This window comes from Streptomyces sp. NPDC048606, from assembly GCF_040650855.1.
In the GTDB taxonomy this organism is placed as follows: domain Bacteria; phylum Actinomycetota; class Actinomycetes; order Streptomycetales; family Streptomycetaceae; genus Streptomyces.
Genome location: NZ_JBEZIB010000009.1, coordinates 84,260 through 109,877, shown reverse-complemented (window position 1 = coordinate 109,877; position 25,618 = coordinate 84,260). Strand labels below are relative to the sequence as shown.

Below are 25,618 nucleotides of genomic sequence, written 5' to 3'. Positions count from 1 at the left end.
GTCGTACGGGGGGAAACCGCCGGCCCCGGGTCGTCCGCGAGGACGGCCCGGGGCCGGCGCCGTGCGCGGGGCGTGCGCGTGCGCGTGTGCGGGGGCGGTGCGCGTCCCGGGGCCGGCGCCGGTCAGACGCGGGCGAGCAGCACCACGCCGCCCGCCTCGCCCACCAGGGCGAACCGGGCCCCGGGGTGCAGCCGGGCCGCGTACTCGACCGGGTCGCCGGCCCATTCGTCGGAGTTGTCGAAGGTCAGGTACGCCGGCAGCACCCCCCGGGTGTCACCGATCCACATCACCCGGCAGCGCGAGGTCAGCCGGCCGAGCGGCCCGTTGTCGGCCTCCACCCACGCCCCGTCCGGGATCGCCGTGAGCAGCTCCTCGACGGCGGCCACCCGGGCCGGCGTCGTGTACGGGCTCCGCTCCCCGAGCCGGGCCGTCGGCAGGATGGTGGCGCTCAGGGCGAGGGCGGCCGCGAGCACGGCGGCGGGCAGCTGGAGGGCGTAGGAGCGCAGCCACGGCCGGCCGCCGCGGCGGACGGTGTCGAGGGCGTCGGCCAGGGCGAGGGCCACGACCGGCATCAGGACGGCGCTGTAGTGCCAGTCGGTGGACCAGTAGTGCGGCTCGCCCGACACGAAGCGCCAGCCGAGGGTGGGCACGGCGACCAGCAGCAGCGGGGAGCGCAGCGCGAGCAACCCGCTGGTGGGCAGCAGCACCCAGGCGAGCGTGGCGATCTTCGTGCCGAGCCCCCGCAGCGGGCCGCCGGGGCGGTCGAGCTTCTCCCAGTAGGCGTAGCCCTCGCCGGCGAAGGAGGGGATCACCACGGTGAACACCAGCGCGGCCACCAGCACGCCCGCCGCGGCCACCGCCACGGCCAGTCGGGCGGCGCGGCGGTCGTCCGCCCGGGCCCGCCAGGCCACCACCAGGGCCAACGCCGCCAGGGTGACCCCGAGGTCCTCCTTGACCAGCAGCAGCGGCGCCCCCCAGGCGAGCGCGGCCCGCCAGCGGCGCGCGAGGAGCGCCTCCAGGGCGAAGGCCAGCAGCGGCACGGCGAAGCAGATCTCGTGGAAGTCGAAGTCGACGGCCCGCTGGACCCCCCAGGACAGCCCGTACGCCGCCCCGAGCGCGAGCCCCCGGGCCTGCCCGAGCAGGCGGATCGAGGCCCGGGTGACGGGCAGGGCGGACAGCGCGAACAGGGCCGCCTGCACCACGAGGAGGGTGACGGGGCTCGGGTGGAGCCGGTAGAAGGGGGCGATCAGGGCGACGATCGGGCTGAAGTGGTCCCCGAGGATGTTGAAGCCCGGCCCCTTCAGGTCGGCCACGGGCGCCCGCAGCCAGGCGTAGGAGCGCACCACCTGCTCGAAGATCCCGAGGTCCCAGGAGTACTCCTCCATCCGCCGGTGGCGGGCCAGGGAGAGCGTCGCGTACGCGAGGAACAGCAGGACCGTCAGCGCGTACGGGGCCAGGCGGGCCGCCCGTCGCCGGTACGGGGCGCGGCCGGTCGCGGCGAGGGACGCGCGGGACGCCGAGGAGCCCGCGGCCTCGGCGGCGGCGGGCTCCTCGGGGATCGGGGGCGTCCCGGGGGGTATCGGCATACGGACGGATTTTCGCACCCGAACGGGTGAGGCCCCGGACCCGCCCCCGGGCCCACCCCCGGCCCGGGCCGTGCGAGCCCCCGCCCCCGGCCCGCTTTGGAGCCGCACCCTCCGCTTTTGCCGGTCGGCGCCGGCCGCCCGAGGCCCCGCCCGGCCGCGCGCCGTCCTGCGCCGCGACCTGTGCCTCGGCCCGTGCCTCGGCCCGTGCCCCGACCCGTTCCCCGACCCCGTGCCTCGGCCCGTGCCCGGTCGTGCGCCCCCGTGCCCGCCCCGGTGCTCCCCGCCCGCGGGGGCGCGGCCCCGGCCGCGCGCGCCGGCCCGACCGGCGGGGCGGGCGGCCCGGCGTGTCGGGGGTCGGAATCCTTCGCGCGCGCCCGCCGGCCGCGTCGTAGGGTGGGAACCCCCGGCCCGTTCCACGTGTCGGGTCCTTCGCGTTGCCCCTCCGCACTCTTCCAGGACGGAAAGCCCCCTTCATGAGCCTGCACGGACTGCTCGACGCCGTCACCCGGGACCCGGCCCTCGCCGAGGCGGTCACCGCGGCCGGGGACGGCAACCGCATGCACGTGGACCTCGTCGGCCCGCCCGCCGCGCGGCCCTTCGCGATCGCCGCGCTGGCCGCCCGGACCGGGCGGACCGTCCTCGCCGTCACCGCCACCGGACGGGAGGCCGAGGACCTCGCCGCCGCGCTGCGTTCCCTGCTGCCCCCCGACGAGGTGGTGGACTACCCGTCCTGGGAGACGCTGCCGCACGAGCGGCTCAGCCCGCGCAGCGACACCGTGGGCCGCCGCATCGCGGTGCTGCGCCGGCTGACGCACCCGAGCCCGGACGACCCGGCGGCCGGTCCCGTCTCGGTGGTGGTCGCCCCCATCCGCTCGGTGCTCCAGCCGCAGGTCAAGGGGCTCGGGGACCTGGTGCCGGTGAGCCTGCGCCAGCGGGAGAGCGTCGACCTGGGCGACGTCACGCGGGCGCTCGCGGCGGCGGCGTACTCCCGGGTCGAGCTCGTCGAGAAGCGCGGCGAGTTCGCCGTGCGCGGCGGCATCCTCGACGTGTTCCCGCCCACCGAGGAACACCCGCTGCGCGTGGAGTTCTGGGGCGACGAGGTCGAGGAGATCCGCTACTTCAAGGTCGCCGACCAGCGCTCCCTGGAGATCGCCGAGCACGGCCTGTGGGCGCCGCCCTGCCGTGAGCTGCTGCTGACCGACGAGGTGCGCGAGCGGGCCGCCGCGCTGGCCGAGGCCCACCCCGAGCTGGGCGAACTGCTCCACAAGATCGCCGACGGGATCGCCGTCGAGGGCATGGAGTCGCTGGCGCCCGTCCTCGTCGACGACATGGAACTGCTGATCGACGTCCTGCCCGCGCGGTCGATGGCCGTGGTCTGCGACCCGGAGCGGGTCCGCACCCGGGCCGCCGACCTGGTGGCCACCAGCCAGGAGTTCCTGATGGCCTCCTGGGCGGCCACCGCCGGTGGTGGCGAGGCCCCCATCGACGTGGGCGCCGCCTCGCTGCGCGGGATCGCGGACGTCCGCGAACACGCCCGCGAGCTCGGCATGATGTGGTGGTCGGTCTCCCCGTTCGCGGCCGACGAGGCCGACCTGGCCGGCGGGGACACCCTCAAGCTGGGCATGCGCGCCCCCGAGGCCTACCGGGGCGACACCGCCCGCGCGCTCGCCGACACCAAGGGCTGGATCGCCGACGGCTGGCACACCGTCTACCTGACCGAGGGCCACGGCCCGGCCGCCCGTACCGTCGAGGTCCTCGGCGGCGAGGGCATCGCCGCCCGCCTGGAGGCCGACCTCGGCGCCCTGGAACCCTCGATCGTGCACGTCGCCTGCGGCTCGATCGACAACGGCTTCGTCGACCCGGCCCTGCGGCTGGCCGTCCTCACCGAGACGGACCTGACCGGACAGCGCACGGCCACCAAGGACCTCGGCCGGATGCCGACCCGGCGCCGCAAGTCCATCGACCCCCTCACCCTGGAGGTCGGCGACCACATCGTCCACGAGCAGCACGGCGTCGGCCGCTACATCGAGATGGTGCAGCGCACCGTGCAGGGCGCCACCCGCGAGTACCTCCTCGTCGAGTACGCCCCCGCCAAGCGCGGCCAGCCCGGCGACCGCCTCTACATCCCCACCGACCAGCTGGAGCAGGTCACCAAGTACGTGGGCGGCGAGGCCCCGACCCTGCACCGGCTCGGCGGCGCCGACTGGACGAAGACCAAGGCGCGGGCGAAGAAGGCCGTCAAGGAGATCGCCGCCGACCTCATCAAGCTCTACAGCGCGCGCATGGCCGCCCCCGGCCACACCTTCGGCCCGGACACCCCCTGGCAGCGCGAGCTGGAGGACGCCTTCCCGTACGCGGAGACCCCCGACCAGCTCACCACCATCGCCGAGGTCAAGGAGGACATGGAGAAGTCCGTCCCCATGGACCGCCTGATCTGCGGCGACGTCGGCTACGGAAAGACGGAGATCGCGGTCCGCGCCGCCTTCAAGGCCGTCCAGGACGGCAAGCAGGTCGCCGTCCTCGTCCCGACCACCCTGCTGGTGCAGCAGCACTTCGGGACCTTCTCCGAGCGCTACAGCCAGTTCCCGGTCAACGTGAAGGCGCTGTCGCGCTTCCAGTCCGACACCGAGTCCAAGGCCACCCTGGAGGGGCTGAAGGAGGGCTCGGTGGACGTGGTCATCGGCACGCACCGGCTGTTCTCCCAGGAGACCAGGTTCAAGGACCTGGGCCTGGTCATCGTCGACGAGGAACAGCGCTTCGGCGTCGAGCACAAGGAGCAGCTGAAGAAGCTCCGCGCCAACGTCGACGTGCTGACCATGTCCGCGACGCCGATCCCGCGCACCCTGGAGATGGCGGTGACCGGCATCCGCGAGATGTCGACGATCACCACCCCGCCGGAGGAGCGCCACCCGGTGCTGACCTTCGTCGGCCCCTACGAGGAGAAGCAGATCGGCGCCGCGATCCGCCGCGAACTGCTGCGCGAGGGGCAGTGCTTCTACATCCACAACCGGGTCGAGTCGATCGACCGGGCCGCCGCCAAGCTGCGCGAGATCGTGCCGGAGGCGCGGATCGCGACCGCGCACGGCCAGATGTCCGAACAGGCCCTGGAGCAGGTCGTCGTGGACTTCTGGGAGAAGAAGTTCGACGTGCTGGTGTCCACCACGATCGTCGAGTCGGGCATCGACATCTCCAACGCCAACACCCTGATCGTGGAGCGCGGCGACAACTTCGGCCTCTCCCAGCTCCACCAGCTGCGCGGCCGTGTCGGGCGCGGGCGCGAGCGCGGGTACGCGTACTTCCTGTACCCGCCGGAGAAGCCGCTGACGGAGACGGCGCACGAGCGGCTCGCGACGATCGCCCAGCACACCGAGATGGGCGCCGGCATGTACGTGGCGATGAAGGACCTGGAGATCCGCGGCGCGGGCAACCTGCTCGGCGGCGAGCAGTCCGGGCACATCGCGGGCGTCGGCTTCGACCTGTACATCCGCATGGTCGGCGAGGCCGTGGCCGACTACCGGGCCGCCGTGGAGGGCGGGGTGGAGGAGGAGCCGCCGCTGGAGGTGAAGATCGAGCTGCCGGTCGACGCGCACGTCCCGCACGACTACGCGCCGGGCGAGCGGCTGCGCCTCCAGGCGTACCGGTCCATCGCCGCGGCCAACTCCGAGGCGGACATCAAGGCCGTACGGGAGGAGCTCACCGACCGCTACGGCAAGCTGCCGGAGCCGGTGGAGAACCTGCTGCTGGTGGCGGGGCTGCGGATGCTCGCGCGCGCCTGCGGGGTCGGGGACATCACCCTCCAGGGGCCCAACATCCGCTTCGGACCGGTGGAGTTGCGCGAGTCGCAGGAGCTGCGCCTGAAGCGGCTCTACCCGGGCACGGTGCTCAAGCCGGCCACCTCGCAGGTGCTGGTCCCGCGCCCGAAGACCGCCCGGGTCGGCGGCAAGCCGCTGGTCGGCCGCGAACTGCTGGCGTGGACGGGCGAGTTCCTGACGACGATCCTGGGCTCGTAACCGCACCCCCGGGGGGCCCGGAGCTCCGGACCCCCCGGGGGGGGCGAACGGGACCCGGTCCGACCCGGGGCGTACGGCGGCCGGTCCCCGGGGCGCGCCGCCGTACGCCCCGACACGTGGCTCTCCCGTGGTTCAGGACTTCTTCCAGGGGGCGCAGCCCGTGGTCTTGAAGTAGCCGTCGCCGGCGGCGATGGTGACGACCGCCGGGCCCTCCGGGTTCTCGTTGGCGATGATCGAGTCGACGGTGTGGGCGGCGTCCTTGGAGCGTTCCCAGTAGCAGCCCGTCGAGCCCTCGGCGGGGCCGGTCGACTTGTAGGTGCCGGGCGCGAGGTCGAGTCCGACCTTGAACATGCCGCCGTCGCCCGCCGCCTCGGCCTTGGGGGAGCCGCCCGCGGCCTTGGGGTCGACGGCCTCCCAGTCCTTGCAGCCGCTGGACTTGAAGAGCTTGTCGGTCGCCGCGATGGTCACGTAGCTCGCGCCCGTCACGTTGTCGTTGGCGATGATCGACTCGACCTCGCCGGAGGCGTCCTTCAGGCGCTCCCAGTAACAGCCCAGGTCCTTGTTGCCGGTGGTGCGGTAGGTGCCGGGCTTGACGTCCGAGCCCACCTGGAAGGTGCCTGCGCCCTTGAGGGCGGCCTTCTTCTTCTCCTCGGCCGGCTTGGAGCTCTGGCCGCCCTGGCTCGGCTGCGCCCCGGTCGAGGGCTTGCCGGCCGGGGCGGAGGAGGCCGCCGGCTTTGCCTTGGCGGTGCTCTTGCCGTCCTTCGGGGTGTCCGTGCCGCCGCACGCCCCGACCAGGACGAGGGTGAGGACGGCGCCGCATCCCGTGAGCACCTTGTGACGGGCGATCCAACCGGTGCGCGGGGTGTGGGACTGGGACATGGGAGTGCTCCTGTTCCTGCCGTGGGCGGGGCCCAGGCCGGGTCCCGCGACTGCTCGCCGCCGTTTGACGGGCTCATCACAACAGAGCTTGTGAACCGAGTCAACGGTGTTCACGCGGAATCTCATATTCACGCTGTGAAGGGATCTCGTGGGTGTGTACGGGTATCCTCCGGCCATGCAGGAGGACAGCGCGGCCCCCCACGCCGCAGGCAACCCCGGGCCCACCGCCGAGACCGCCCCCGAGCCGGCCGCCGAGGTCACCGCCGCGGGCATCGCCCGCCTGGCCGGCGTCGGACGGGCCGCCGTCAGCAACTGGCGGCGCAGGCACCCCGACTTCCCCAAACCCGTGGGCGGCACCGAGACCAGCCCCTCCTTCGCCCTGTCCGAGGTGGAGGACTGGCTGCGCTCCCAGGGCAAACTCGCCGAGGTCCCCCTGCGCGAACGGCTCTGGCAACAGGTCGCCTCCCACCCCGGCGGCGCGGTCGCCGCCCTCGTCGACGTCGGCGCCGCCCTGCTCGTCGTACGCGACCGCCCCGCCCGGTGGCTGGAGCTCGCCGCCGGCTCCGACGCCCGCATGGCCGCCCTGCTGCCCGACGCCACCGCCGAGGTGCTCACCGACCGCCTCGGCACCGACCGGCCCCCGACCCTCGGCCCCCGCCCCGGCGCCACCCCCGTCCCCCTGCTGCGCGCCGCCGCCGAACTCGCCGCCGGCCACCGCGCCGACGGCGCCCGCAAGGCCTTCGAGTTCCTCCTCGGCCGCCACCTCGACGCCAACCCCCGCCAGTACACCCTCACCCCCGACGGCTGCGCCGAGCTGATGGCCGCCCTCGCCGGCCCCGGCGTACGCACCGCCCTCGACCCCGCCTGCGGCACCGGCGGCCTGCTCCGCGCCCTGAAGGGGGCCGACACCCTCCACGTCGAGGACTCCGCACCCGAACTGGCCGCCCTCGCCGCCCTGCGCCTGGCCCTGCACGGATCCGCCCGGGTCCGCGCCGCCGCCGCCGACAGCCTGCGCGCCGACACCTTCGCCGGCGCGGCCGTCGACGCCGTCCTGTGCCACCCCCCGTTCAACGAACGGGGCTGGGGCCACGAGGAACTGGCCTACGACCCCCGCTGGGAGTACGGCCTGCCCGCCCGCACCGAATCCGAACTCGCCTGGATCCAGCACGCCCTGGCCCACCTGCGCGAGGGCGGCACCGCCGTGCTCCTCATGCCGCCCGCCGTCGCCGCCCGCCGCTCCGGCCGCCGCATCCGGGCCGACCTGCTGCGCCGGGGCGCGCTGCGGGCCGTCGTCTCCCTGCCCGCCGGGGCCGCGCCCCCGTACGGGATCCCGCTCCAGCTGTGGGTGCTGCGCCGGCCCGCCCCCGGCCCGGCCCCGGCCGGACTGCTGCTCGTGGACACCGCCGGCCTGGTGCCCGAGGGCCCCGGGCAGGCCCCGGGGCAGGCGCGGGCCGCGTGGCCCGCCGTCCACGAGGCGGTACTGACCTCCTGGACGGCGTACGACCGCACCGGAACGGCGCCCGAGGTGCCCGGAGTCAGCCGCGTCGTGCCCGTCGTCGAGCTGCTGGACGACGAGGTCGACCTCACCCCCGCCCGCCACCTGCCGCCCCCCGGCGCCGCCGGCGGCCTCGCCGAACTGGCCGCCGTACGCGAACGGCTCGACGAGACCCTGACCCGCGCGGCCCGCCTCACCCCGCCGCCCGGCGCGCCCGCCGCCGAGACCGCGCCCAAGGCCGCGCAGACCACCATCGGCGAACTCGCCCGCGCCGGGGTCCTCCTGCTGCGCACCGGCACCGCGAGCGCCTCCGTCGAGGGAACGCTGCCCCTGCTCACCGAACACGACGTCCACTTCGCCGGCCCGCCCTCCGCCACCACCACCGCCGCGTCCGGACCCGGAACCGAGGAGCCGGTCGTCGTGCGGCCCGGCGACGTCGTCGTGCCCGTCGTCGGCGCGGCCGGCACCGCCCGCGTCGTCGGCACGGACCCGGCGAGCGGCGCCGGCGCCGTCCTCGGCCGCAACCTCCAACTGCTGCGCCCCGACCCGGCCGCGCTCGACCCCTGGTTCCTCGCCGGGTTCCTGCGCGGCACCGCCGGCACCCGCCGCGCCAGCAGCCACGCCTCCACCGCCACCCGCCTCGACGTGCGCCGGCTGAGGCTGCCCCACCTCGCCCCCGCCGAACAACGCCGCTACGGCGACCGCTTCCGCGCGCTCGCCGAGTTCGAGGACGCGCTGCGCCAGGCGGGACGGCTGGGGGAGCGCCTCGTCCAGGGGCTCTACGACGGCCTGTCCGACGGCTCGGTCGCCCCCGACTGAGCCCCGCCCCGCCCCCGCCCCGCCCCCGGCCGCCCCCGGCCGCCCCCGACACGGTGGGCTTCGCGACGGGGATGTGCTGCGACCTCGCAACGGTTGCGTCCATCCCCTCACGAACGGCCGGAAAGGCTGTATACGCTCAGACGTCGACCCCTTCCGTACGCCCCGTCAGGAGCAGCGATGCACGCCCCCGGCCTCCCGCCGCAGCAAGGCCCCTACGGCCACCGGCCCGTGTCCGGGGCCGCGATGACGCTGCGCGTGGTGTTCACGGCTCTGCCGGTGCTCACCTGCGGTTTCTTCGCCTGGGGCGCGCTGCTGCGACTCGCGCTGCTCACCCGCAGGGGCCGCGACTGGGCGCTGTTGGTCCTCAGCGGACTGCTGTCCATCGTCTGGATCGTGTTCATCGAGCTCGACCCGACGGCCGAGACCAACGGCTGGCAGGGCAACGTCGGCGCCGGTGGCTCGATCCTCACCGGCTTCGTGGTCTGCGCCTACTACCTCGTCTGCGACATCCGCCACCACGAGGCGAAGGCCGCCGCGGCCCTCGCGCCACCCGCGCACTGGTACCCCGCCCCGCAGGACCCGTACGCCGGACACCGGCAGATGCCACAGCAGGCGCCCCACCCGCAGCACCGGCCCCTGCCGCCCCAGCAAAGCGCCCCGTCCTACGGCTACCCGCAGGCCTCCGCGCCCACGCCCGTCCCGCCGCGGCCCACGCCGCCCCAGCCCGCCCCGCCGCAGCACACGCCCGCCCCGCGCCTGGGCCAGGTCCGCGCCGAACTCGACGAGCTGAGCGAGCTGCTGCGCAAGCAGACCCCGGCGCAGCCCCCGCAGCCGCCCCAACCCGGCGGCCCGTACCGCGACCCCCATGACACGACGCCCCGCGGACCCGAGCAGTGAGCGAGCCCGAACGCGTCATCGGCGAGCGCTACCAGCTCGCCACCATCCTCGGCCAGGGCGGCATGGGCCAGGTGTGGACGGCCTACGACCGGCGCCTCGACCGCCGCGTCGCCGTCAAGCTGCTGCGCCCCGACAAGGTCGCCGGCCCCGGCACCGTCGCCGAGGAGCTGCGCCGCCGCTTCGTGCGCGAGTGCCGGGTCACCGCGCAGGTCGACCACCCGGGCCTGGTCACCGTCCACGACGCCGGCAGCGACGGCGACGAGCTGTTCCTCGTCATGGGCTACGTCGAGGGCTCCGACCTGGCCGACCACCTCGCCGAGCACGACCCCTACCCGTGGCCCTGGGCGGTCTCGGTGGTGGCGCAGCTGTGCGCGGTGCTGTCGGCCGTGCACGCGGTGCCGATCGTGCACCGCGACCTGAAGCCCCGCAACGTGATGATCCGCCCCGACGGCACCGTGCTGGTGCTCGACCTCGGCGTCGCCTCCGTCATGGACACCGACACCACCCGCCTCACCAGCACCGGATCCCCGATCGGCAGCCCCGCCTACATGGCGCCCGAGCAGGCCATGGGCGGAGCCGTCGGCCCGTACACCGACCTGTACGCCCTCGGCGTCCTGCTGTACGAACTCCTCAGCGGAAACGTCCCCTTCGCCGGCTCCACCGCCCTCGGCGTCCTGCACCGCCACCTGTACGAGCCCCCGCAGCCCGTCCGCGGCGCGCGCCCCGACGTCCCGCCGGAGCTGGAGGCGCTGCTGATGCGCCTGCTCGCCAAGGACCCGCAGGACCGCCCCGGCTCCGCGCAGGAGGTCTACGAGGCCCTCGAACCGCTGCTGCCGGCCCGCGGCGCCCGCCTCCCCGCGGGCCCCCTCGACCCGACCCGTCCCTTCCTGCGCCCGCAGGCCCCCTGGCCGGACCGGGCCACCGCCGTCCCGCCCCGGCCGACCGCGCCGCCGGCGCCGGCCCGCCCGGACATCCCGGGCGCGGTGGACGAGGCCCGCAAGCTCCTGGACCAGGGCCAGTTGACCCGGGCCGTGGACATCCTGGGCGGGATCCTGCCGGCCGCCGCCGCCGAGCACGGGGAGCACTCCCCGGTGGTGCGCAGCCTGCGCAAGCAGTACGCCGCCACGCTCATGGACGACGGCCAGTACCGCCGGGCCCTGCCCGAACTGCGGCGCCTCGCGGACGAGTTCCCCGCCGGCGACCCGCAGTCCCTGCGCTTCCGCTACGACGCCGCCCAGTGCCTGGAGCAGCTCGGCGAGCCGGCCGCGGCCCTCGCGGAATACCGCTCGCTGCTGCCGCTGTTCGAGAACCACTACGCCAACCCGGACCCGGGCCTGCCCCTGGAGGTCCGCCGCCGGATGGCGCACCTGCTGCTCTCCCTCGGCGACCGGGCGGCGGCCCACGACACCCTGGTGCGCCTCCTGTTCGACGCGGACCGGCTGCACGGGCCGGGCCACCCCCTGCCGGTGGAGGTGCGCCGCACGCTCCAGTGGCTGGGGCAGGTGCGGTGAGCGCCCGGCCCCCGCGCCCCCGCGCCTGGGTCGACGCCCTGTCCCTCTTCCGGGGTGACCTCCGGTGCTCGGGCGCGGGCAAGTACGAGGCTTTCGGGGGTTCCCTGTTCGGCGGCCCGGACGCCGAGGACCACTACGTCGCCCCGGTGGTCGCCCCGCTCGCTCCGGCGGACGCGACCGACGGCGAGGCCTGACGGGGCGCGTCCCGCTCCCGCGACCGCCGGCGCGTGAGGGCCGCCCCCGCCACCGCCAGCAGCGCCAGACCCGCCACGGTTCCGCCCGCGACCAGTCCCGGCGGCCGGAACGAGCAGCTCACGCCGGTGTCCCCGGCCTCCAGCGGCACGGCGAGCAGGCCCAGGTGCGCCGAGGCGGGCCGCCCGTCACAGCTCCAGCCGGCGACGGCCGGTACGGAGACCACCGCCGTGCGGGCGCCCCCGGCGGGGAGGGTGGCCCGCAGGCCCGCGTCCGACACGGTCACCGACGTGGCGGCGGAGGCGCGCAGGGTCGCCACCGCCGCCTCGAACCGGTCCGCGTCCAGGCAGCCGAGCGTCCAGGACGCGGGCGCCGGCCGGTCGAAGATCAGCCTCGACGCCGGTCCGCGCGAGCGCCCCATCGGCTGGAGCGCCGCCCGGTTGCGGGGGGCGTTGCCGTTCAGGCGCTGGGGCCGGCCGTCGGCGAGGCGGGCCGTGGCGTTGTACTCCGGGGCCCACAGGAAGACCTCCGTCCCCGCCCGGCAGACGCCGGGCGCGACCGGTTCCTCGTAGACCCGCGCGCCCAGCAGCAGCTCCTGGTTGGCGAAGGGCGAGTCCCCGAAGGCCGGTACGGGACCGGCCGGTCGGACGGTGACCAGCGGCAGGGCGTCCGCGCGCACGACCGTGCCGTCGGGCCGCAGCCGCGCCCCGACCGCGAACAGGGCGTCCGTCACCGGGTTGTCGAGGCTCTGCACGTTGCGGCCCCGGGAGGTCCAGCCCGCGCCGAGCGCGGCCATCGTGCGCGTGAACACGTCCGGGGTGTGACTGCTGTAGTAGGCGCCGCCCTGTCCGCCCAGCAGCATCGGGTCGTTGCCCGACAGGGCGGGCCGGCCGGCGTCGGTGCGGTACGCGGGCCAGCCGTCGGCGCTCGCCAGCGCGGCGGCCCGCGCGCCGTGGGCGGCGCCCCACGCGGGGTAGTCGTCCAGTCCGGCCAGTTTGCCCCGGTGGCCGTGGGCCGTCGTCGCGGCGGCCTGCGCCACCAGGACGACGCCGAGCACGGCGGCGGCCGGGGCGATCAGCCGGCGGCGTACGAGGGCCCACCAGGCCAGGCCCGCCAGGAGCAGCCCGCCGCAGAACAGACCGGTCCCCCAGGGGGTGGCCAGGGGGCTCGCCGCCGACCACAGGGCGGCGGCGGTGAGCAGGCCCGCGCCGCCCGCGAGGGCGCGCGGCGCCGGCGGGCCGCAGGCCAGTCCCGTCCAGGCGGCGATGACCACGATCCCGGCCAGGACGAAGGTCTGCCGGTACGCGCTGCCGTTCGGGGTGGCGAAGACGTGCCAGGCCAGGTGGGTCGGCGCCCACTGCAAGGACAGGGCCACCGCCACCACGAGCCCGGCCCACCACCACCGCACCCGCGCCGGCGCCGCCCGGTGGAAGGGCAGCGCGGCCACCAGCAGCAGCGTCCCCGTCCCCACGAAGACGGCGGGGGAGTTGAAGGAGTACGTCGCCGGCATCAGCCGGGCGAACAGGTCGGCCCACGGCACCGGTCCGAACTCCCGCGACCACCCCGGGTAGGCCTGCTTCGAGCTGAGGAACAGCGGCACCAGCACCGGCGCCGCCAGGGCGATCCCCAGCAGGCAGGTCACCGCCCCCCGGGCCGTCACCCGGGCGCGCTCGCGCCACCCGTCGCGGGTCAGCACCACCCGTACCACCAGCACCAGGGCGGCGCCCAGCGTCGCCATGTAGGCGGTGTAGAAGTTCGCCGTCCAGCACAGGGCGACCACCAGCACCCCCGTCACCGGCCGCCGCTCGCGCAGGGCCCACTCGCCGGTCAGGCACAGCAGCGGGAAGGCGATCAACCCGTCCAGCCACATCGGGTTGTAGGACGCCTCGATCACCGACCAGCCGCACAGCGCGTACGAGGCCGCCAGCAGCCCCGCCGCCCACCGCGGCCCACGCCGCTGGGTCAGCAGCAGCCGGGCCATCACGGCCGCGGCGACGGCGATCTTGAGGACGGTGACCACGTACACGGCGAGGTCGATGTCCTCGCGCGGGAACAGGGCGACGAGCACGGCGAAGGGGCTCGTCAGGTAGGTGCCCCAGTCCGGCAGGAAGGAGCTGCCGAAGCCGGACTGCCAGTTGAAGAGGAGACCGCCGTCGGCCCGCCCGTGCAGCAGGTCCCACAGGTGCGCGTGGAAGGGCACGAACTGGTTGCCGAGGTCGTTGACGCTGCGGTGGCGCGGACCGTACGGGAACACCCGCGCGACCGCGTCCCCGGCGCAGACGGCGACCGCCGCGAGCAGCGCGGCCAGGGCCGGGCCCGAGGCGCCGGCCAGGAGGGCGGCCGGGCGGCCGGCGGGGCGCGGGGGTCGGGCGGTCGCGTCGCCTCGGGCGGTGTGGTGCGGGGAGAGCTGCGAAGTCGACATGGTGGTCCCGACCATCGCAGCAACGGAGGGCCCGGCGGTAGCCGGAGGGTGAACTCGCACCCCAACACCCCCGTAATCGTTGGTCGAACCGGTGGCCCGTACCACCCTGACCTCATACCATCGATCACCGCACGGCCTTGTGCACCGACGCACAATCTCCCGGCCCTGGAGGCTCCTTTGCACCGTCGCACAGCGCTCTCCGTCTCCGCCGCCCTGCTCGTGGCGGCCCCCCTGCTGTCCGCCTGCTCCGGCGAGACCCGCCCCGGCACCGCGGCCGTCGTCGGCGGTGAACGCATCACCACCTCCGCCCTCCAGGCCCAGGTCAACGACGTCCGCACCGCGCAGAACCGTTCCGATCAGAGCGCGCAGCTGATCGGGGCGACCGCCGGTCTGGAACGGCTCAAGCTCAACAAGATGATCCAGACCGCCGTCCTGGAGCGCGCTGCCAAGGACGCCGGGGTCAGCGTGAGCACCAAGGAGATCGAGGACGTCCGCAAGGCGCAGCTCGAACAGGCCGGCGACGAGAAGACCCTCGCCAAGGCCGCGCTGGAGCAGGCGCAGCTGGCCCCCGGCCAGATGGACGCCGACACCCGCTTCAAGCTGCTGCGCGACAAGCTGTTCGCGCACTACGGGAGCCAGGAGGCGGCCCTGACCAAGCTGGGCGAGGCGGCGAAGGCCCTGCACATCGAGGTCAACCCGCGCTACGGGCGCTGGGACGCGCGGCAGATCATCCTGGGCGACCAGCAGACCCCGTGGATCACCCAGCGGACCGTGCCCGAGGAAGCGGCCCCCGCCGGGGCCTGATCCCGCCGGCCGGAGGTAGGTTCGGAGGGTGACCGACCACACCGCCGAACCCGCCCCCGTCCCCGCCGACGCCGCCACCGCCGCCCCCGACGCCCCGGCCGGCGCGGACACCGGCCGGATCGTCCTGCTGACCGCCAGCCACCGGGTCGCCCCGGGCCTGCTGTCCTGGCCGGCCTGGCGGACCCTGCACGCCGCGGACCGGGTGCTGTGCGCGGACGCCGACCACCCGCAGCTGCCGTACCTGCGCGAGGCGGGGGTGGAGGTGGCGCACGAGGCGCCCGACGCGCACGCGCTCGTCGAGGCCTGCGCCGGCGGTCGCACCGTCGTGGTGATCCCCGGCGGCGAGGGCGATCGGCACCTGACCGACGGGCTGGCCCGCCTCGCGGGCTCCGGCCGCGTCGACATGCCGGACCTGGAGCTGCTGCCCGGCTCCTACGACCTGCCCGGTGCCCGGCTGCTCGACCTGGTCCAGGTGATGGACCGGGTCCGGCGCGAGTGCCCGTGGACCTCGCGGCAGACGCACGAGGGACTGGTGAAGTACGCCATCGAGGAGGCGTACGAGCTGGTCGAGGCCATCGAGGACGGGGACCGGGCGGCGCTGCGCGAGGAGCTCGGGGACGTCCTGCTCCAGGTGTTCTTCCACGCGCGCATCGCGCAGGAGGGCGCCCCGCTGCGCGGCACGGCCGGGCCGGACGCCGAGGCGGCGGGAGCGGGAGAAGAAGAAGGGGAGGAAGGGGACGCGGACACGGACGTGGACGCGGCGCCGTTCTCCATCGACGACGTGGCCGGGGACCTGGTCGCCAAGCTGATCCACCGCCACCCGCACGTCTTCGGCGACGCCGAGGCCGAGTCCCCCGAGGACGTCAACGCCCACTGGCAGGCCACGAAGGCCGTCGAGAAGCGGCGCGAGTCGGTCACCGACGGCGTCCCGCCGGCCCAGCCGGCCCTCGCGCTCGCGGCCAAGCTGGCCGGCCGGGCGCGTACGGGCGGCGTGGAGGTGGAGCTGCCCCGGGGCGAGGGGGTCGGGTACGAGCTGCTGGCGCTCGCGGCGCGCGCCGAGGCGAGGGGGATCGACCCCGAGACGGCGCTGCGCGGCGCGGCCCGCGCCTACCGGGACGCGATCCGCGCGGCGGAGGGCGTCGGCCGCTGACGCGCCCGCCGGCGGCCCGCCGCGGCGCCCGGATCCGGCGGGGCCGGTCGGGGGCCCTTCGGGCTCAGCGCGGGCGCGGGGCGCGGGCCGAGGGGTTGTGCCACTGGGGGGCGGGCCGGTTCAGGAACCACTCGCCGAAGCCCACCGGCCGGGCGCGGCCGACGGCGGCGGCCGGCAGGGCGTCGTGGAAGAGGCGTTCGGGGAGGGTGCCGAGCTCCTCCAACAGGTGGGCGGTCTCCTCGACGAACTGCGGGGGCCCGCTCAGGTAGACGTCCTGCTCCGGCCACATGCCCCGGTGGCCGAGCGCGGTGGCCAGCCGGTCGGTGGCCTGGTTGCGGTGCTGTCCGGGGGCGGGGGTGATGTAGGTGACGGCGAGCCGCCCGAGGCCGGCGGCGTACGAGTCGATCAGGGGCCGGTCGTAGAGGTGGGCGGCGTCCCGGGCCACCACGAAGAGGCGTACGTCGTGATCGGGAGGGTGCTGGACCAGGTCCTCCAACATGGCCCGGATCGGTGCCCAGCCCGTCCCGGCCGCGATGAGGGTGACGGGGCGGCCGGTGCGGCGCAGGGTCAGCGCCCCGCCGGGGGCGCCGAGCCGCAGCACCTCGCCGGGCAGCGTCTCGCGGACCAGGGCGTTGCTGAGCCGGCCGCCCTCGATCCGGCTGACGTGGAGGTCGACGGTGCCGTCGGGGCGGGGCGCGTTGCCGAGGGAGTACGTGCGCCAGGTGGTCGGCACCCGGGTGCTGGCGACGCTCACGTACTGGCCCGGTACATAGGGGAGCGGCGTGCGCGGGAGCAGGGTGAGGACGCCGATGTCGCGCCCGTAGCGCAGGTGGCGCACGACCTCCGCTTCCCACCAGGGCGGGTCGGTGCTCTCGGCGGCGCCGGCGGTCATGGCGTCGGCGATCATGGCGTAGGCCTCGGTCCAGGCCTTCTCCACGGTCGGGGTCCAGGCCTCGCCGGAGGTCTCGGCGAGCGCGGCGAGCAGGCTGGCGCCGACGGCGGCGTAGTGCTCGGGGCCGACGAGGAACTTGCGGTGGTCGCGGCCGAGGTCGCGTAGATAGGGGACGAGGGTCTCGGTCTCCAGGTGGGCGACGACGTGGGTGAGGGCGGCGAAGAGCCGGTCCCGCTGCCGTTCCATGTCCTCCAGGGACGCCGGGAAGAGTTCACGTATGCCGGGGTTGTGCCAAAAGAGGTGCGAGTAGAAGAACTTGACCGCGTGCTCGGCCCGTCTCTCCACCACCGCGAAGCTGCTTTTCAAGATCCTCACGTCCACAGAACCGAAAGTAGGAGCGTCGAGGAAGCCGAGGTCAAGCGATGGTCGATCTACGGACAGCCGCGACGAACCGCGCATATGGGGTGGGCGGCGCGGCCCGGGATACGGTCGTCGGGTGCATGAGCAGACCTCCGCGAACCAGCCCACCGCCCCCGACGGGGCCGACGTCCCCGAGGCGCCGACCCTCTTCGACTGGGAGTTCGCCACCGATCCCTACCCGGCCTACGCCTGGCTGCGCGAGCACTCCCCGGTGCACCGCACCCGGCTCCCGAGCGGGGTCGAGGCCTGGCTCGTGACCCGGTACGCCGACGCCCGCCAGGCCCTCGCGGACCAGCGCCTGAGCAAGAACCCGGCGCACCACGCGGAGCCGGCGCACGCCAAGGGCAAGACCGGGATTCCGGGGGAACGCAAGGCGGAGCTGATGACGCATCTGCTGAACATCGACCCGCCGGACCACACCCGGCTGCGGCGGCTGGTGTCGAAGGCGTTCACCCCGCGCAGGGTCGCCGAGTTCACCCCGCGCGTGCAGGAGCTGACCGACCACCTCATCGACGGGTTCTGCGCGAAGGGGGAGGCGGACCTCATCCACGAGTTCGCCTTCCCGCTCCCCATCTACGCCATCTGCGAGATGCTCGGCGTACCGCGCGAGGACCAGGACGACTTCCGCGACTGGGCGGGGATGATGATCCGCCACGGCGGCGGGCCGCGCGGCGGGGTGGCCCGCTCCGTGAAGCAGATGCGCACCTACCTCGGGGAACTGATCCACCGCAAGCGGGACGATCTGGGCAACGACCTCATCTCGGACCTGATCCGGGCCAGCGACCACGGCGACCACCTCACGGAGGCCGAGGCCACGGCGATGGCCTTCATCCTCCTGTTCGCCGGCTTCGAGACGACCGTGAACCTCATCGGCAACGGCGTCCACTCCCTCTTCATGAACCCCGACCAGCGCGCACGCCTCCAGACCTCCCTCGCGGCGGGGGAGCGGGCCCTGTTGGAGACCGGGGTGGAGGAGCTGCTGCGCTACGACGGTCCGGTGGAACTCGCCACGTGGCGGTTCGCCACCGAGCCGCTGACCCTGGGAGGCCGCCGGATCGAGACCGGGGATCCCGTGCTGGTGGTCCTCGCGGCGGCCGACCGCGACCCCGAACGGTTCGCCGAACCGGACATCCTGGACCTTTCCCGAAGTGACAATCAGCACCTTGGATACGGGCACGGAATCCACTATTGCCTCGGCGCCCCGCTCGCCCGTCTCGAAGGGCAGACGGCCCTGGCGACTTTGCTGACGCGTCTGCCGGATCTGGAACTTGCCGTTCCCCCTACGGACCTGCGCTGGCGCGGCGGACTGATCATGCGTGGCCTGCGCACCCTTCCCGTCCGCTTCACACCCCGAAACGGATGAGCGGAGCGGCGGGCTCCTGACGGAGGGCGGATCGGGAGCCTCCGGGGCGGCGGTTGACCGTAAGTCAGTCACCGATCGAACTTGTGACATCCGTTCGAAGGCGGCTAGGTTCTGCCGTTACCCCGCCGTTATGCGAAAGGTGCAGCCTCATGCTTCCCGGGAACGGCCGCCACAGACGCCCCCGCCAGGTACCCGCACTGGTGGTCACCGCAGGAGTGACCGGCTCCGCTCTGGCCCTGCCGCTGCTCGCCGCCACGAACGCGAGCGCCGCCGACACCGCCACGTGGGACAAGGTCGCCGACTGCGAGAGCGGCGGCACCTGGAGCGCCAACTTCGGCAGCGGGGCCTACGGAGGCCTCCAGTTCACGCTGGAACAGTGGAAGAACGCGGGCGGACTCGCCTACGCGGAGCGCCCGGACCTCGCCAGCCGCTCCCAGCAGATCGCGGTGGCCGAGCGCGTGCTCGCCTCCCAGGGCCCCCAGGCCTGGCCGCTGTGCGCCGCCTCGGCCGGGCTGACGCAGAACGGTCCGGCCGCCGCCGTCGACCCGGGCGACGCCAAGACGCCCGCTCCGGTGGCCCCCACCCCCTCGCGCCCCGACCACTCGGTGCCCGTCACCGGAACCGACCGGCCGACGGACTTCGGCGCCCCGACGCAGCAGCCGGGCCAGGGCCCGCTGGCGCCGAGCCCCAGCGTGCTGCCGGACTACCCGCTCGGCCCCTCCAGCGGACTGCCCGTCATGCCCGATCCGGACTACACGACGCCGCCGACCACCCCGACGGTTCCGCCGACCACCGCGCCGGTCACCCCGACCGCGCCCGTGGACCCGGCGAACCCGACCGCGCCCGTCACCCCGACCACCCCCGTGGACCCGGCGAACCCGACCGGCACCCCGACGCCCACCGCCCCGGCCGTCCCGGGCGTCACTCCCGCGCCGGGTGCCACGCCCGCCCCGGGCGCCACGCCCACCGCGGGCACCGAGGCGACCGACGGCGCCGGCAAGCACCGCGGCCCGGCGGCCGTCGAGGTCCCCGGCGCCCCTGGCACCCCGTCAGCGGCCACCCCCGCGCCCACGTACACCGTGAAGGCGGGCGACAACCTGGCCACCATCGCGAACGCCAACGGCGTCAAGGGCGGTTGGAACCAGATCTACAAGGCCAACGAGCAGGTCATCGGCGGGGACGCGGACCTCATCAAGCCCGGCCAGAATCTGGATCTAACCAAGAAATAGGGGCAGTTCGGACACCCGTAAAGAGTTGAATGTCCGTTATCGGTAAATGAGACATGCGTCTCTTCCGGTCAACTGGCGTGTCACGTTCCGGAACTTCCGCAAACCGGGCTCTCACCTGCGAAAACACGCCTTCCCGGAGGGCAAGTAGGCCGGTTTCTCCCTGATGTCACACGTTGAACATCGGGGAGAGACCTGTCTACCTTCTGAATCGCTCACCACCGTGGGCACCTTCGACCGCATCGCCGAATCCTGCCGGCGGACGGGGGGAACAGTCGTCGCGCAAGCGCCGAAGGCAGGAGCGGGGGAACCAAGGTAGGCGCCGGAACGGCTCGTCCTCGGACGGGACTTGACCGGCTAGGGGTTAAGCCGTGCGCTCGACGCACGACCGGGCAACTCATCCGCCCGAACCCGACAGCTCACCTCGAAGGCGTCGGTGAGGAGAACCTCATGCTGCTTTCCGGCAAGGGCAAGCACCGCCGCGGCTCCAAGGCCGTCCGCATCGTCACGCTCGCCGGTGTCGCCGGTGTCGCCGTCGCCGCCCCGCTGATGACCGCGGGCACCGCCAGCGCCGCCACCGCCTCCGAGTGGGACAAGGTCGCGCAGTGCGAGTCCGGCGGCAACTGGGCCATCAACACCGGCAACGGTTACTACGGCGGTCTGCAGTTCTCCGCCTCCACCTGGGCCGGCTACGGCGGCAAGGCGTACGCCGCCACCGCCAACAAGGCCACCAAGGCCCAGCAGATAGCCATCGCCGAGAAGGTCCTCAAGGGCCAGGGCAAGGGCGCCTGGCCGCACTGCGGCGTCGGCCTGTCCAAGTCCGCCTACAACGGCGGCGGCTCGACCACCACCCCGGCCAAGCCGTCGAAGCCGCAGACCAAGCCCGAGACCTCGAAGCCGGCGCCGGCCAAGCCCGCGAAGCCGGCCACGCCGAAGGTCGAGAACCAGTCCTCGAAGCCGTCGACCTCGAAGCCGGCCACCCCGGCCCCGAAGCCGTCGACCCCGAAGACCGAGGCCGGCACCGGTGCGGGCACCGTGCAGACCGGCAACGGCTCGTACGTGGTGAAGGAGGGCGACACCCTCGGCACCATCGCCGCCGCGAACAACATCAAGGGCGGCTGGGAGAAGCTCTTCCAGCTGAACAAGGACATCGTCTCCGATGCCGACCTGATCTTCCCGGGCCAGAAGCTGAAGCTCAGCTGAATCCCGGCGTAACGGCCGCCCCGACCGCACCGGTCGGGGCGTCCGGAGCACCACGACGCCCGGCGCGCGAGCACTCGCACGCCGGGCGTTCGGCGTGTCCGCACACCGGGCCCGCGCGCTCGGTCCGCGCCCGCGTCGGGCCGCTCCGCGCACCCGTGTCGGACCGGCCCGACACCCGGAGCGGACCGCTCCGCGCCCGCTTCGCTCCCGTCGCGCTCGAAAGAACGGGAGACCTATGTCCGGGAAGAAGGGTATTCGGGCCCTTTTTCGTCCCAGGACCCGGGCGGTCGGCGGGCCCACTGCCCGGAGCCGGTTAGGCTCTAGTCGGCAGGGGCCGTCCCACGGCCCGACACGCCACCGCACACCCAGCGTCACATCCCAGAAGGAGATGCTCGTGCCGTCCATCGACGTCGTCGTAGCCCGGGAAATCCTGGACTCCCGAGGCAACCCCACGGTCGAGGTCGAGGTGGGCCTCGACGACGGCAGCACCGGCCGTGCTGCCGTTCCGTCCGGTGCCTCCACCGGAGCGTTCGAGGCCATCGAGCTCCGTGACGGTGACCCCAACCGTTACCTCGGCAAGGGTGTCGAGAAGGCCGTCCTCGCCGTCATCGAGCAGATCGGCCCGGAGCTCGTCGGCTACGACGCCACCGAGCAGCGCCTGATCGACCAGGCCATGTTCGACCTGGACGCCACCGACAACAAGGGCTCCCTCGGCGCCAACGCCATCCTCGGCGTCTCCCTGGCCGTGGCGCACGCCGCCTCCGAGGCCTCGGACCTGCCCCTGTTCCGCTACCTCGGCGGCCCGAACGCGCACCTGCTGCCCGTTCCGATGATGAACATCCTCAACGGTGGGTCGCACGCCGACTCCAACGTGGACATCCAGGAGTTCATGATCGCCCCGATCGGCGCGGAGACCTTCTCCGAGGCCCTGCGCTGGGGCGCCGAGGTCTACCACACCCTCAAGAAGGTCCTGCACACCAAGGGCCTGTCCACCGGTCTCGGTGACGAGGGCGGCTTCGCCCCCAACCTGGAGTCCAACCGCGCCGCGCTCGACCTCATCATCGAGGCCATCAAGCAGGCCGGCTACACCCCGGGCAAGGACATCGCGCTCGCGCTCGACGTCGCCGCGTCCGAGTTCTACAAGGACGGCAAGTACGAGTTCGAGGGCCAGTCCCGCTCGGCCGCCGAGATGACCGACTACTACGCCGAGCTCGTCGAGGCGTACCCGCTCGTCTCCATCGAGGACCCGCTGTTCGAGGACGACTGGGCCGGCTGGAAGACCATCACCGACCGCCTGGGCTCCAAGGTCCAGATCGTCGGCGACGACCTCTTCGTCACCAACCCCGAGCGCCTGGCCCGCGGCATCGAGGAGGGCTCCGCGAACGCCCTGCTCGTGAAGGTGAACCAGATCGGTTCGCTGACCGAGACCCTCGACGCCGTCGAGATGGCCCAGCGCAACGGCTTCAAGTGCATGATGTCCCACCGCTCCGGCGAGACCGAGGACGTCACCATCGCCGACCTCGCCGTCGCCGTGAACTGCGGTCAGATCAAGACCGGCGCCCCGGCCCGCTCGGACCGCGTCGCCAAGTACAACCAGCTGCTGCGCATCGAGGAGATCCTCGACGACGCCGCCGTCTACGCCGGCCGCAGCGCCTTCCCGCGCTTCAAGGGCTGATTGCCGCCTCGCGGCGCCGGCCTCCGTACGTCCCCGCACTCGGTCCCGTACCGTGTGCGGGGACGTATTGCGTAGCGCGCACCAGGGGAGGCGGGACCATGGCCGGGAACCGGGATCGGTTCTCCACCTTCTCGACGGCGACCCGGCTCCGGCAACTCGGGGAGCGGACCGCCGCGCACGTCTACCGCTCGCAGTCCCGCCGGCACATCCGCCGCAGCCGGCTCACCGGCCGCGCGGCCCTGTTGGTGCTCGTCCTCTGTACGCTGGTCGTCGCCCTCGCGTATCCGATGCGCCAGTACGTCTCCCAGCGCTCGGAGATCGCCCGGCAACAGCGGTCCGCCGACGACGCGCGCAAGCGCCTCGAACAGCTCCGCGACGAGAAGGCCCGCTGGCAGGACCCGGCCTACGCCGAGCAGCAGGCGCGCAGGCACCTGCACTTCCTGCGCCCCGGGGAGACCGGCTACATCATGACCGACCCCGCGGCCGAGGCCGCGGAGCACCGCCGCGCCGGGCAGGCCGGCTCCGACCGCCCCTGGTACTCCAACGTCTGGGACGGCGTCGACAAGGCCGACCGCCCCGGCGACTGACCGACCCACACACCCCGTACGACCGAACGAAGAGACTTCCTCCAGGCATGCAGACGCCCCCGCCCCAGACCGACCGGACCGAGCCGACCGACGCGGACATCGACGCGTTCAAGCAGCAGCTCGGCCGCCCCCCGCGCGGGCTGCGCGCCATCGCGCACCGCTGTCCCTGCGGCCAGCCGGACGTCGTCGAGACCGCCCCGCGGCTGCCCGACGGCACCCCCTTCCCGACGCTGTACTACCTGACGTGCCCGCGCGCGGCCTCCGCGATCGGCACGCTGGAGGCCAACGGCGTGATGAAGGAGATGCAGGCCCGGCTCGCCGACGACCCGGAGCTGGCCGCCGCCTACCGGGCCGCGCACGAGGACTACATCACGCGCCGCGACGCCATCGAGGTGCTCCAGGGCTTCCCGAGCGCCGGCGGCATGCCGGACCGGGTCAAGTGCCTGCACGTGCTGGTCGGCCACTCCCTGGCCGCCGGTCCCGGGGTGAACCCCTTCGGCGACGAGGCCCTCGCGATGCTGCCCGAGTGGTGGGCCAAGGGCGCCTGCGTCACGCCGTGCGCGCAGGAGAAGGAAGAGGTCGACGCGTGACCCGGGTCGCGGCGATCGACTGCGGTACGAACTCCATCCGCCTGCTCGTCGCCGACTGCGACCCCGTCACCGGCGAGCTGGTCGAGCTCGACCGGCGGATGACCGTCGTCCGGCTGGGCCAGGGCGTGGACAAGACCGGCCGACTGGCTCCGGAGGCCCTGGAGCGCACCTTCGAGGCCTGCCGCGCGTACGCGGAGGTGATCGAGGGGTTCGGCGCCGAGCGGATCCGCTTCGTGGCCACCTCGGCCTCGCGCGACGCCGAGAACCGCGACGACTTCGTGCGGGGCGTCGTGGAGATCCTGGGCGTGGAGCCGGAGGTGATCTCCGGGGACCAGGAGGCCGAGTTCTCCTTCACCGGCGCCACCCGGGAGCTGGTGGGCGCCGACCACCTGGAGCAGCCGTTCCTGGTCGTGGACATCGGCGGCGGCTCCACCGAGTTCGTGGTCGGCGACGCGCACGTGCGGGCGGCCCGCTCCGTGGACGTGGGCTGCGTCCGGATGACCGAGCGCCACCTGGTCGTCGACGGGGTCGTCACGGACCCGCCGACCCCCGACCAGGTCGCGGCCATGCGCGCCGACATCGAGGCGGCCCTGGACCTGGCCGCGCGGACGGTCCCGCTGGCCGAGGCCCGCACCCTGGTGGGCCTCGCCGGCTCGGTCACCACGGTGGCCGGCATCGCGCTGGACCTGCCCGCGTACGAGAGCGCGGCGATCCACCACTCCCGGATCTCCTACGACCGGGTGCGCGAGATCAGCGAGCGGATGCTGACCTCCACGCACGCCGAACGCGCGGCGATCCCGGTGATGCACCCGGGCCGGGTGGACGTGATCGGCGCCGGGGCCCTGGTCCTGCTGGCCATCATGGAACGCACCGGCGCCCGCGAGGTCGTCGTCTCGGAACACGACATCCTCGACGGCATCGCCTTCTCGATCGCCGAGGCGGCCGGGGCCGACAAGCGGCGCGTCTGACCCGTCGGGTCACCGGACGGTGGTGCCCCGGTCGATCGACCGGGGCACCACCGCCGCCGGCGGGAGCCGGACGTCGGCTCAGATGCCGCGGTAGACGTCGCGCCGGTCGCCGACCTTGACGACGAGGACGACGAGCTCGCCGTCCAGGACCTGATAGGCGATCCGGTAGGCGCCCACCCGGAGACGGTAGAGACCGGAGGGCCCGGTCAGCTTCTTGACGTCCGCGTCCTCGCGGTACGGATCGTCGCCCAGCGCGGTCAGAGCGGCGAGGATGCGCATCGCGGCCGGCCTGTCGATCGCCCGGAGCTGCCGTTGTGCCGCGGTGGTGAACCGGAACGCGTACTTCACGCCGCGCCGTCACCTCGTTCGCTGAACAGGTCGGCCAGCAGCTCGGCCATCGTCACGGTCGGCCCGCCTTCGGCCAGGACGGCCTCCGCCTCGCGTGCGAGCAGTTCGTCGGCCGCCGCTTCGAGCGCGTTGAAGTCCGCGATGGGAACCAGAGCGGCCACCGGGGCGCCGTTGCGGGTGATTATGGTCGGAGTGCCCTGCTCGGCCCGGTTGATGTGGTCCGCGAGGTGGGCGCGGGCTTCACGCACGGTCACAGCGTTCTCACTCATGACCGCAGTGTACGCGGGAACGTGTACACGCGTGCTGCGCGCCGCGTCGGCGCGCTTCCCGGACCCGTGGGGGGCGCCGCCCGTCGCGTGCGGAAAGGGCCGTTCCGGGCCCTGAGCGGGGCTGGATCGGGGCTGGACGGGGTCTGTCGGGAGGCTCGTTCGGAGGCCGAAAGTCCTCCCGTCCACACGAACTTCGTGAAGTTCTTCACAAGGAAAAAGAGTCCACGGGCCCGGCGAAGGGGTCCTTCGGGGCGGTTGTGAGGGTCGGAAGGCCGTTTCGGCGCTCGTTTGTGCGATGAACGGAGGCTGCGG

At 74.0% G+C, this 25,618-nt stretch carries 20 protein-coding genes and 1 riboswitch; of the genes, 14 read left to right on the top strand and 6 right to left on the bottom strand.

Annotated elements, in window-relative coordinates:
* Positions 1-122: 122 nt before the first annotated feature.
* Positions 123-1,586 (bottom strand): DUF2079 domain-containing protein, encoded by a 1,464-nt coding sequence (locus AB0D01_RS12255; RefSeq protein WP_363055046.1) that lies wholly within the window; start codon positions 1,584-1,586, stop codon positions 123-125.
* 473 nt (positions 1,587-2,059) lie between these two features.
* Between AB0D01_RS12255 and mfd the strand changes: the two genes are divergently transcribed.
* On the top strand, positions 2,060-5,596 hold the full coding sequence (gene mfd / locus AB0D01_RS12250; RefSeq protein ID WP_363055045.1) for a transcription-repair coupling factor: 3,537 nt from the start codon (positions 2,060-2,062) through the stop codon (positions 5,594-5,596).
* A 132-nt stretch (positions 5,597-5,728) separates the two neighbouring features.
* On the opposite strand, the gene AB0D01_RS12245 is transcribed toward mfd, so the two are convergent.
* Positions 5,729-6,475, bottom strand: a complete 747-nt coding sequence (locus AB0D01_RS12245) for a hypothetical protein (protein ID WP_363055044.1) — start codon at positions 6,473-6,475, stop codon at positions 5,729-5,731.
* A gap of 175 nt (positions 6,476-6,650) precedes the next feature.
* Between AB0D01_RS12245 and AB0D01_RS12240 the strand changes: the two genes are divergently transcribed.
* From AB0D01_RS12240 to AB0D01_RS12225, 4 genes are all read left to right on the top strand, one after another.
* Positions 6,651-8,789, top strand: coding sequence for an N-6 DNA methylase (locus AB0D01_RS12240; protein ID WP_363055043.1), 2,139 nt, complete (start codon positions 6,651-6,653; stop codon positions 8,787-8,789).
* Between the two features lie 177 nt (positions 8,790-8,966).
* Positions 8,967-9,686: a hypothetical protein gene (locus AB0D01_RS12235; protein ID WP_363055042.1), complete on the top strand. Its 720-nt coding sequence runs from the start codon at positions 8,967-8,969 to the stop codon at positions 9,684-9,686.
* Positions 9,683-11,197, top strand: coding sequence for a serine/threonine-protein kinase (locus AB0D01_RS12230; protein ID WP_363055041.1), 1,515 nt, complete (start codon positions 9,683-9,685; stop codon positions 11,195-11,197). The genes AB0D01_RS12235 and AB0D01_RS12230 overlap by 4 nt, the downstream gene beginning before the upstream one ends.
* On the top strand, positions 11,194-11,391 hold the full coding sequence (locus AB0D01_RS12225) for a hypothetical protein (protein WP_363055040.1): 198 nt from the start codon (positions 11,194-11,196) through the stop codon (positions 11,389-11,391). The genes AB0D01_RS12230 and AB0D01_RS12225 overlap by 4 nt, the downstream gene beginning before the upstream one ends.
* On the opposite strand, the gene AB0D01_RS12220 is transcribed toward AB0D01_RS12225, so the two are convergent.
* Positions 11,331-13,811 carry a YfhO family protein gene (locus AB0D01_RS12220; protein WP_363055039.1) on the bottom strand — a complete coding sequence of 827 codons (2,481 nt, stop codon included), beginning with the start codon at positions 13,809-13,811 and terminating at the stop codon, positions 11,331-11,333. The genes AB0D01_RS12225 and AB0D01_RS12220 overlap by 61 nt on opposite strands.
* A gap of 177 nt (positions 13,812-13,988) precedes the next feature.
* Here AB0D01_RS12220 and AB0D01_RS12215 point away from each other — a divergent pair, with 177 nt between their 5' ends.
* Together AB0D01_RS12215 and AB0D01_RS12210 are read left to right on the top strand one after the other, a co-directional pair.
* Positions 13,989-14,615, top strand: coding sequence for a SurA N-terminal domain-containing protein (locus AB0D01_RS12215; protein WP_363055038.1), 627 nt, complete (start codon positions 13,989-13,991; stop codon positions 14,613-14,615).
* Positions 14,616-14,733: 118 nt separating this feature from the next.
* Positions 14,734-15,765 carry a MazG family protein gene (locus tag AB0D01_RS12210; RefSeq protein WP_363055166.1) on the top strand — a complete coding sequence of 344 codons (1,032 nt, stop codon included), beginning with the start codon at positions 14,734-14,736 and terminating at the stop codon, positions 15,763-15,765.
* 64 nt (positions 15,766-15,829) lie between these two features.
* On the opposite strand, the gene AB0D01_RS12205 is transcribed toward AB0D01_RS12210, so the two are convergent.
* A complete protein-coding gene (locus AB0D01_RS12205; RefSeq protein ID WP_363055037.1) occupies positions 15,830-17,032 on the bottom strand; it encodes a globin domain-containing protein in 1,203 nt (400 codons plus the stop codon).
* Positions 17,033-17,153: 121 nt separating this feature from the next.
* Between AB0D01_RS12205 and AB0D01_RS12200 the strand changes: the two genes are divergently transcribed.
* From AB0D01_RS12200 to AB0D01_RS12170, 7 genes are all read left to right on the top strand, one after another.
* Complete coding sequence (locus AB0D01_RS12200) at positions 17,154-18,440, top strand: cytochrome P450 (protein ID WP_363055036.1); 1,287 nt, start codon at positions 17,154-17,156, stop codon at positions 18,438-18,440.
* A 149-nt stretch (positions 18,441-18,589) separates the two neighbouring features.
* Entirely contained in the window at positions 18,590-19,669 is a 1,080-nt protein-coding gene (locus tag AB0D01_RS12195) for a transglycosylase family protein (RefSeq protein WP_363055035.1), read from the top strand.
* Positions 19,670-19,943: 274 nt separating this feature from the next.
* A riboswitch (cyclic di-AMP (ydaO/yuaA leader) is annotated at positions 19,944-20,114 on the top strand.
* A 2-nt stretch (positions 20,115-20,116) separates the two neighbouring features.
* Positions 20,117-20,869: a transglycosylase family protein gene (locus AB0D01_RS12190; RefSeq protein ID WP_363055034.1), complete on the top strand. Its 753-nt coding sequence runs from the start codon at positions 20,117-20,119 to the stop codon at positions 20,867-20,869.
* 388 nt (positions 20,870-21,257) lie between these two features.
* On the top strand, positions 21,258-22,544 hold the full coding sequence (gene eno / locus AB0D01_RS12185) for a phosphopyruvate hydratase (RefSeq protein WP_363055033.1): 1,287 nt from the start codon (positions 21,258-21,260) through the stop codon (positions 22,542-22,544).
* A gap of 98 nt (positions 22,545-22,642) precedes the next feature.
* Entirely contained in the window at positions 22,643-23,131 is a 489-nt protein-coding gene (locus AB0D01_RS12180; RefSeq protein ID WP_363055032.1) for a septum formation initiator family protein, read from the top strand.
* Between the two features lie 47 nt (positions 23,132-23,178).
* Complete coding sequence (locus AB0D01_RS12175) at positions 23,179-23,721, top strand: DUF501 domain-containing protein (RefSeq protein WP_363055031.1); 543 nt, start codon at positions 23,179-23,181, stop codon at positions 23,719-23,721.
* Positions 23,718-24,689, top strand: a complete 972-nt coding sequence (locus AB0D01_RS12170) for a Ppx/GppA phosphatase family protein (RefSeq protein ID WP_363055030.1) — start codon at positions 23,718-23,720, stop codon at positions 24,687-24,689. Before AB0D01_RS12175 ends, AB0D01_RS12170 begins: the two co-directional genes overlap by 4 nt.
* A 78-nt stretch (positions 24,690-24,767) precedes the next feature.
* On the opposite strand, the gene AB0D01_RS12165 is transcribed toward AB0D01_RS12170, so the two are convergent.
* Positions 24,768-25,037 carry a type II toxin-antitoxin system RelE/ParE family toxin gene (locus tag AB0D01_RS12165; protein WP_363055029.1) on the bottom strand — a complete coding sequence of 90 codons (270 nt, stop codon included), beginning with the start codon at positions 25,035-25,037 and terminating at the stop codon, positions 24,768-24,770.
* Positions 25,034-25,306: a type II toxin-antitoxin system Phd/YefM family antitoxin gene (locus AB0D01_RS12160; protein WP_363055028.1), complete on the bottom strand. Its 273-nt coding sequence runs from the start codon at positions 25,304-25,306 to the stop codon at positions 25,034-25,036. Before AB0D01_RS12160 ends, AB0D01_RS12165 begins: the two co-directional genes overlap by 4 nt.
* Positions 25,307-25,618 lie beyond the last annotated feature (312 nt).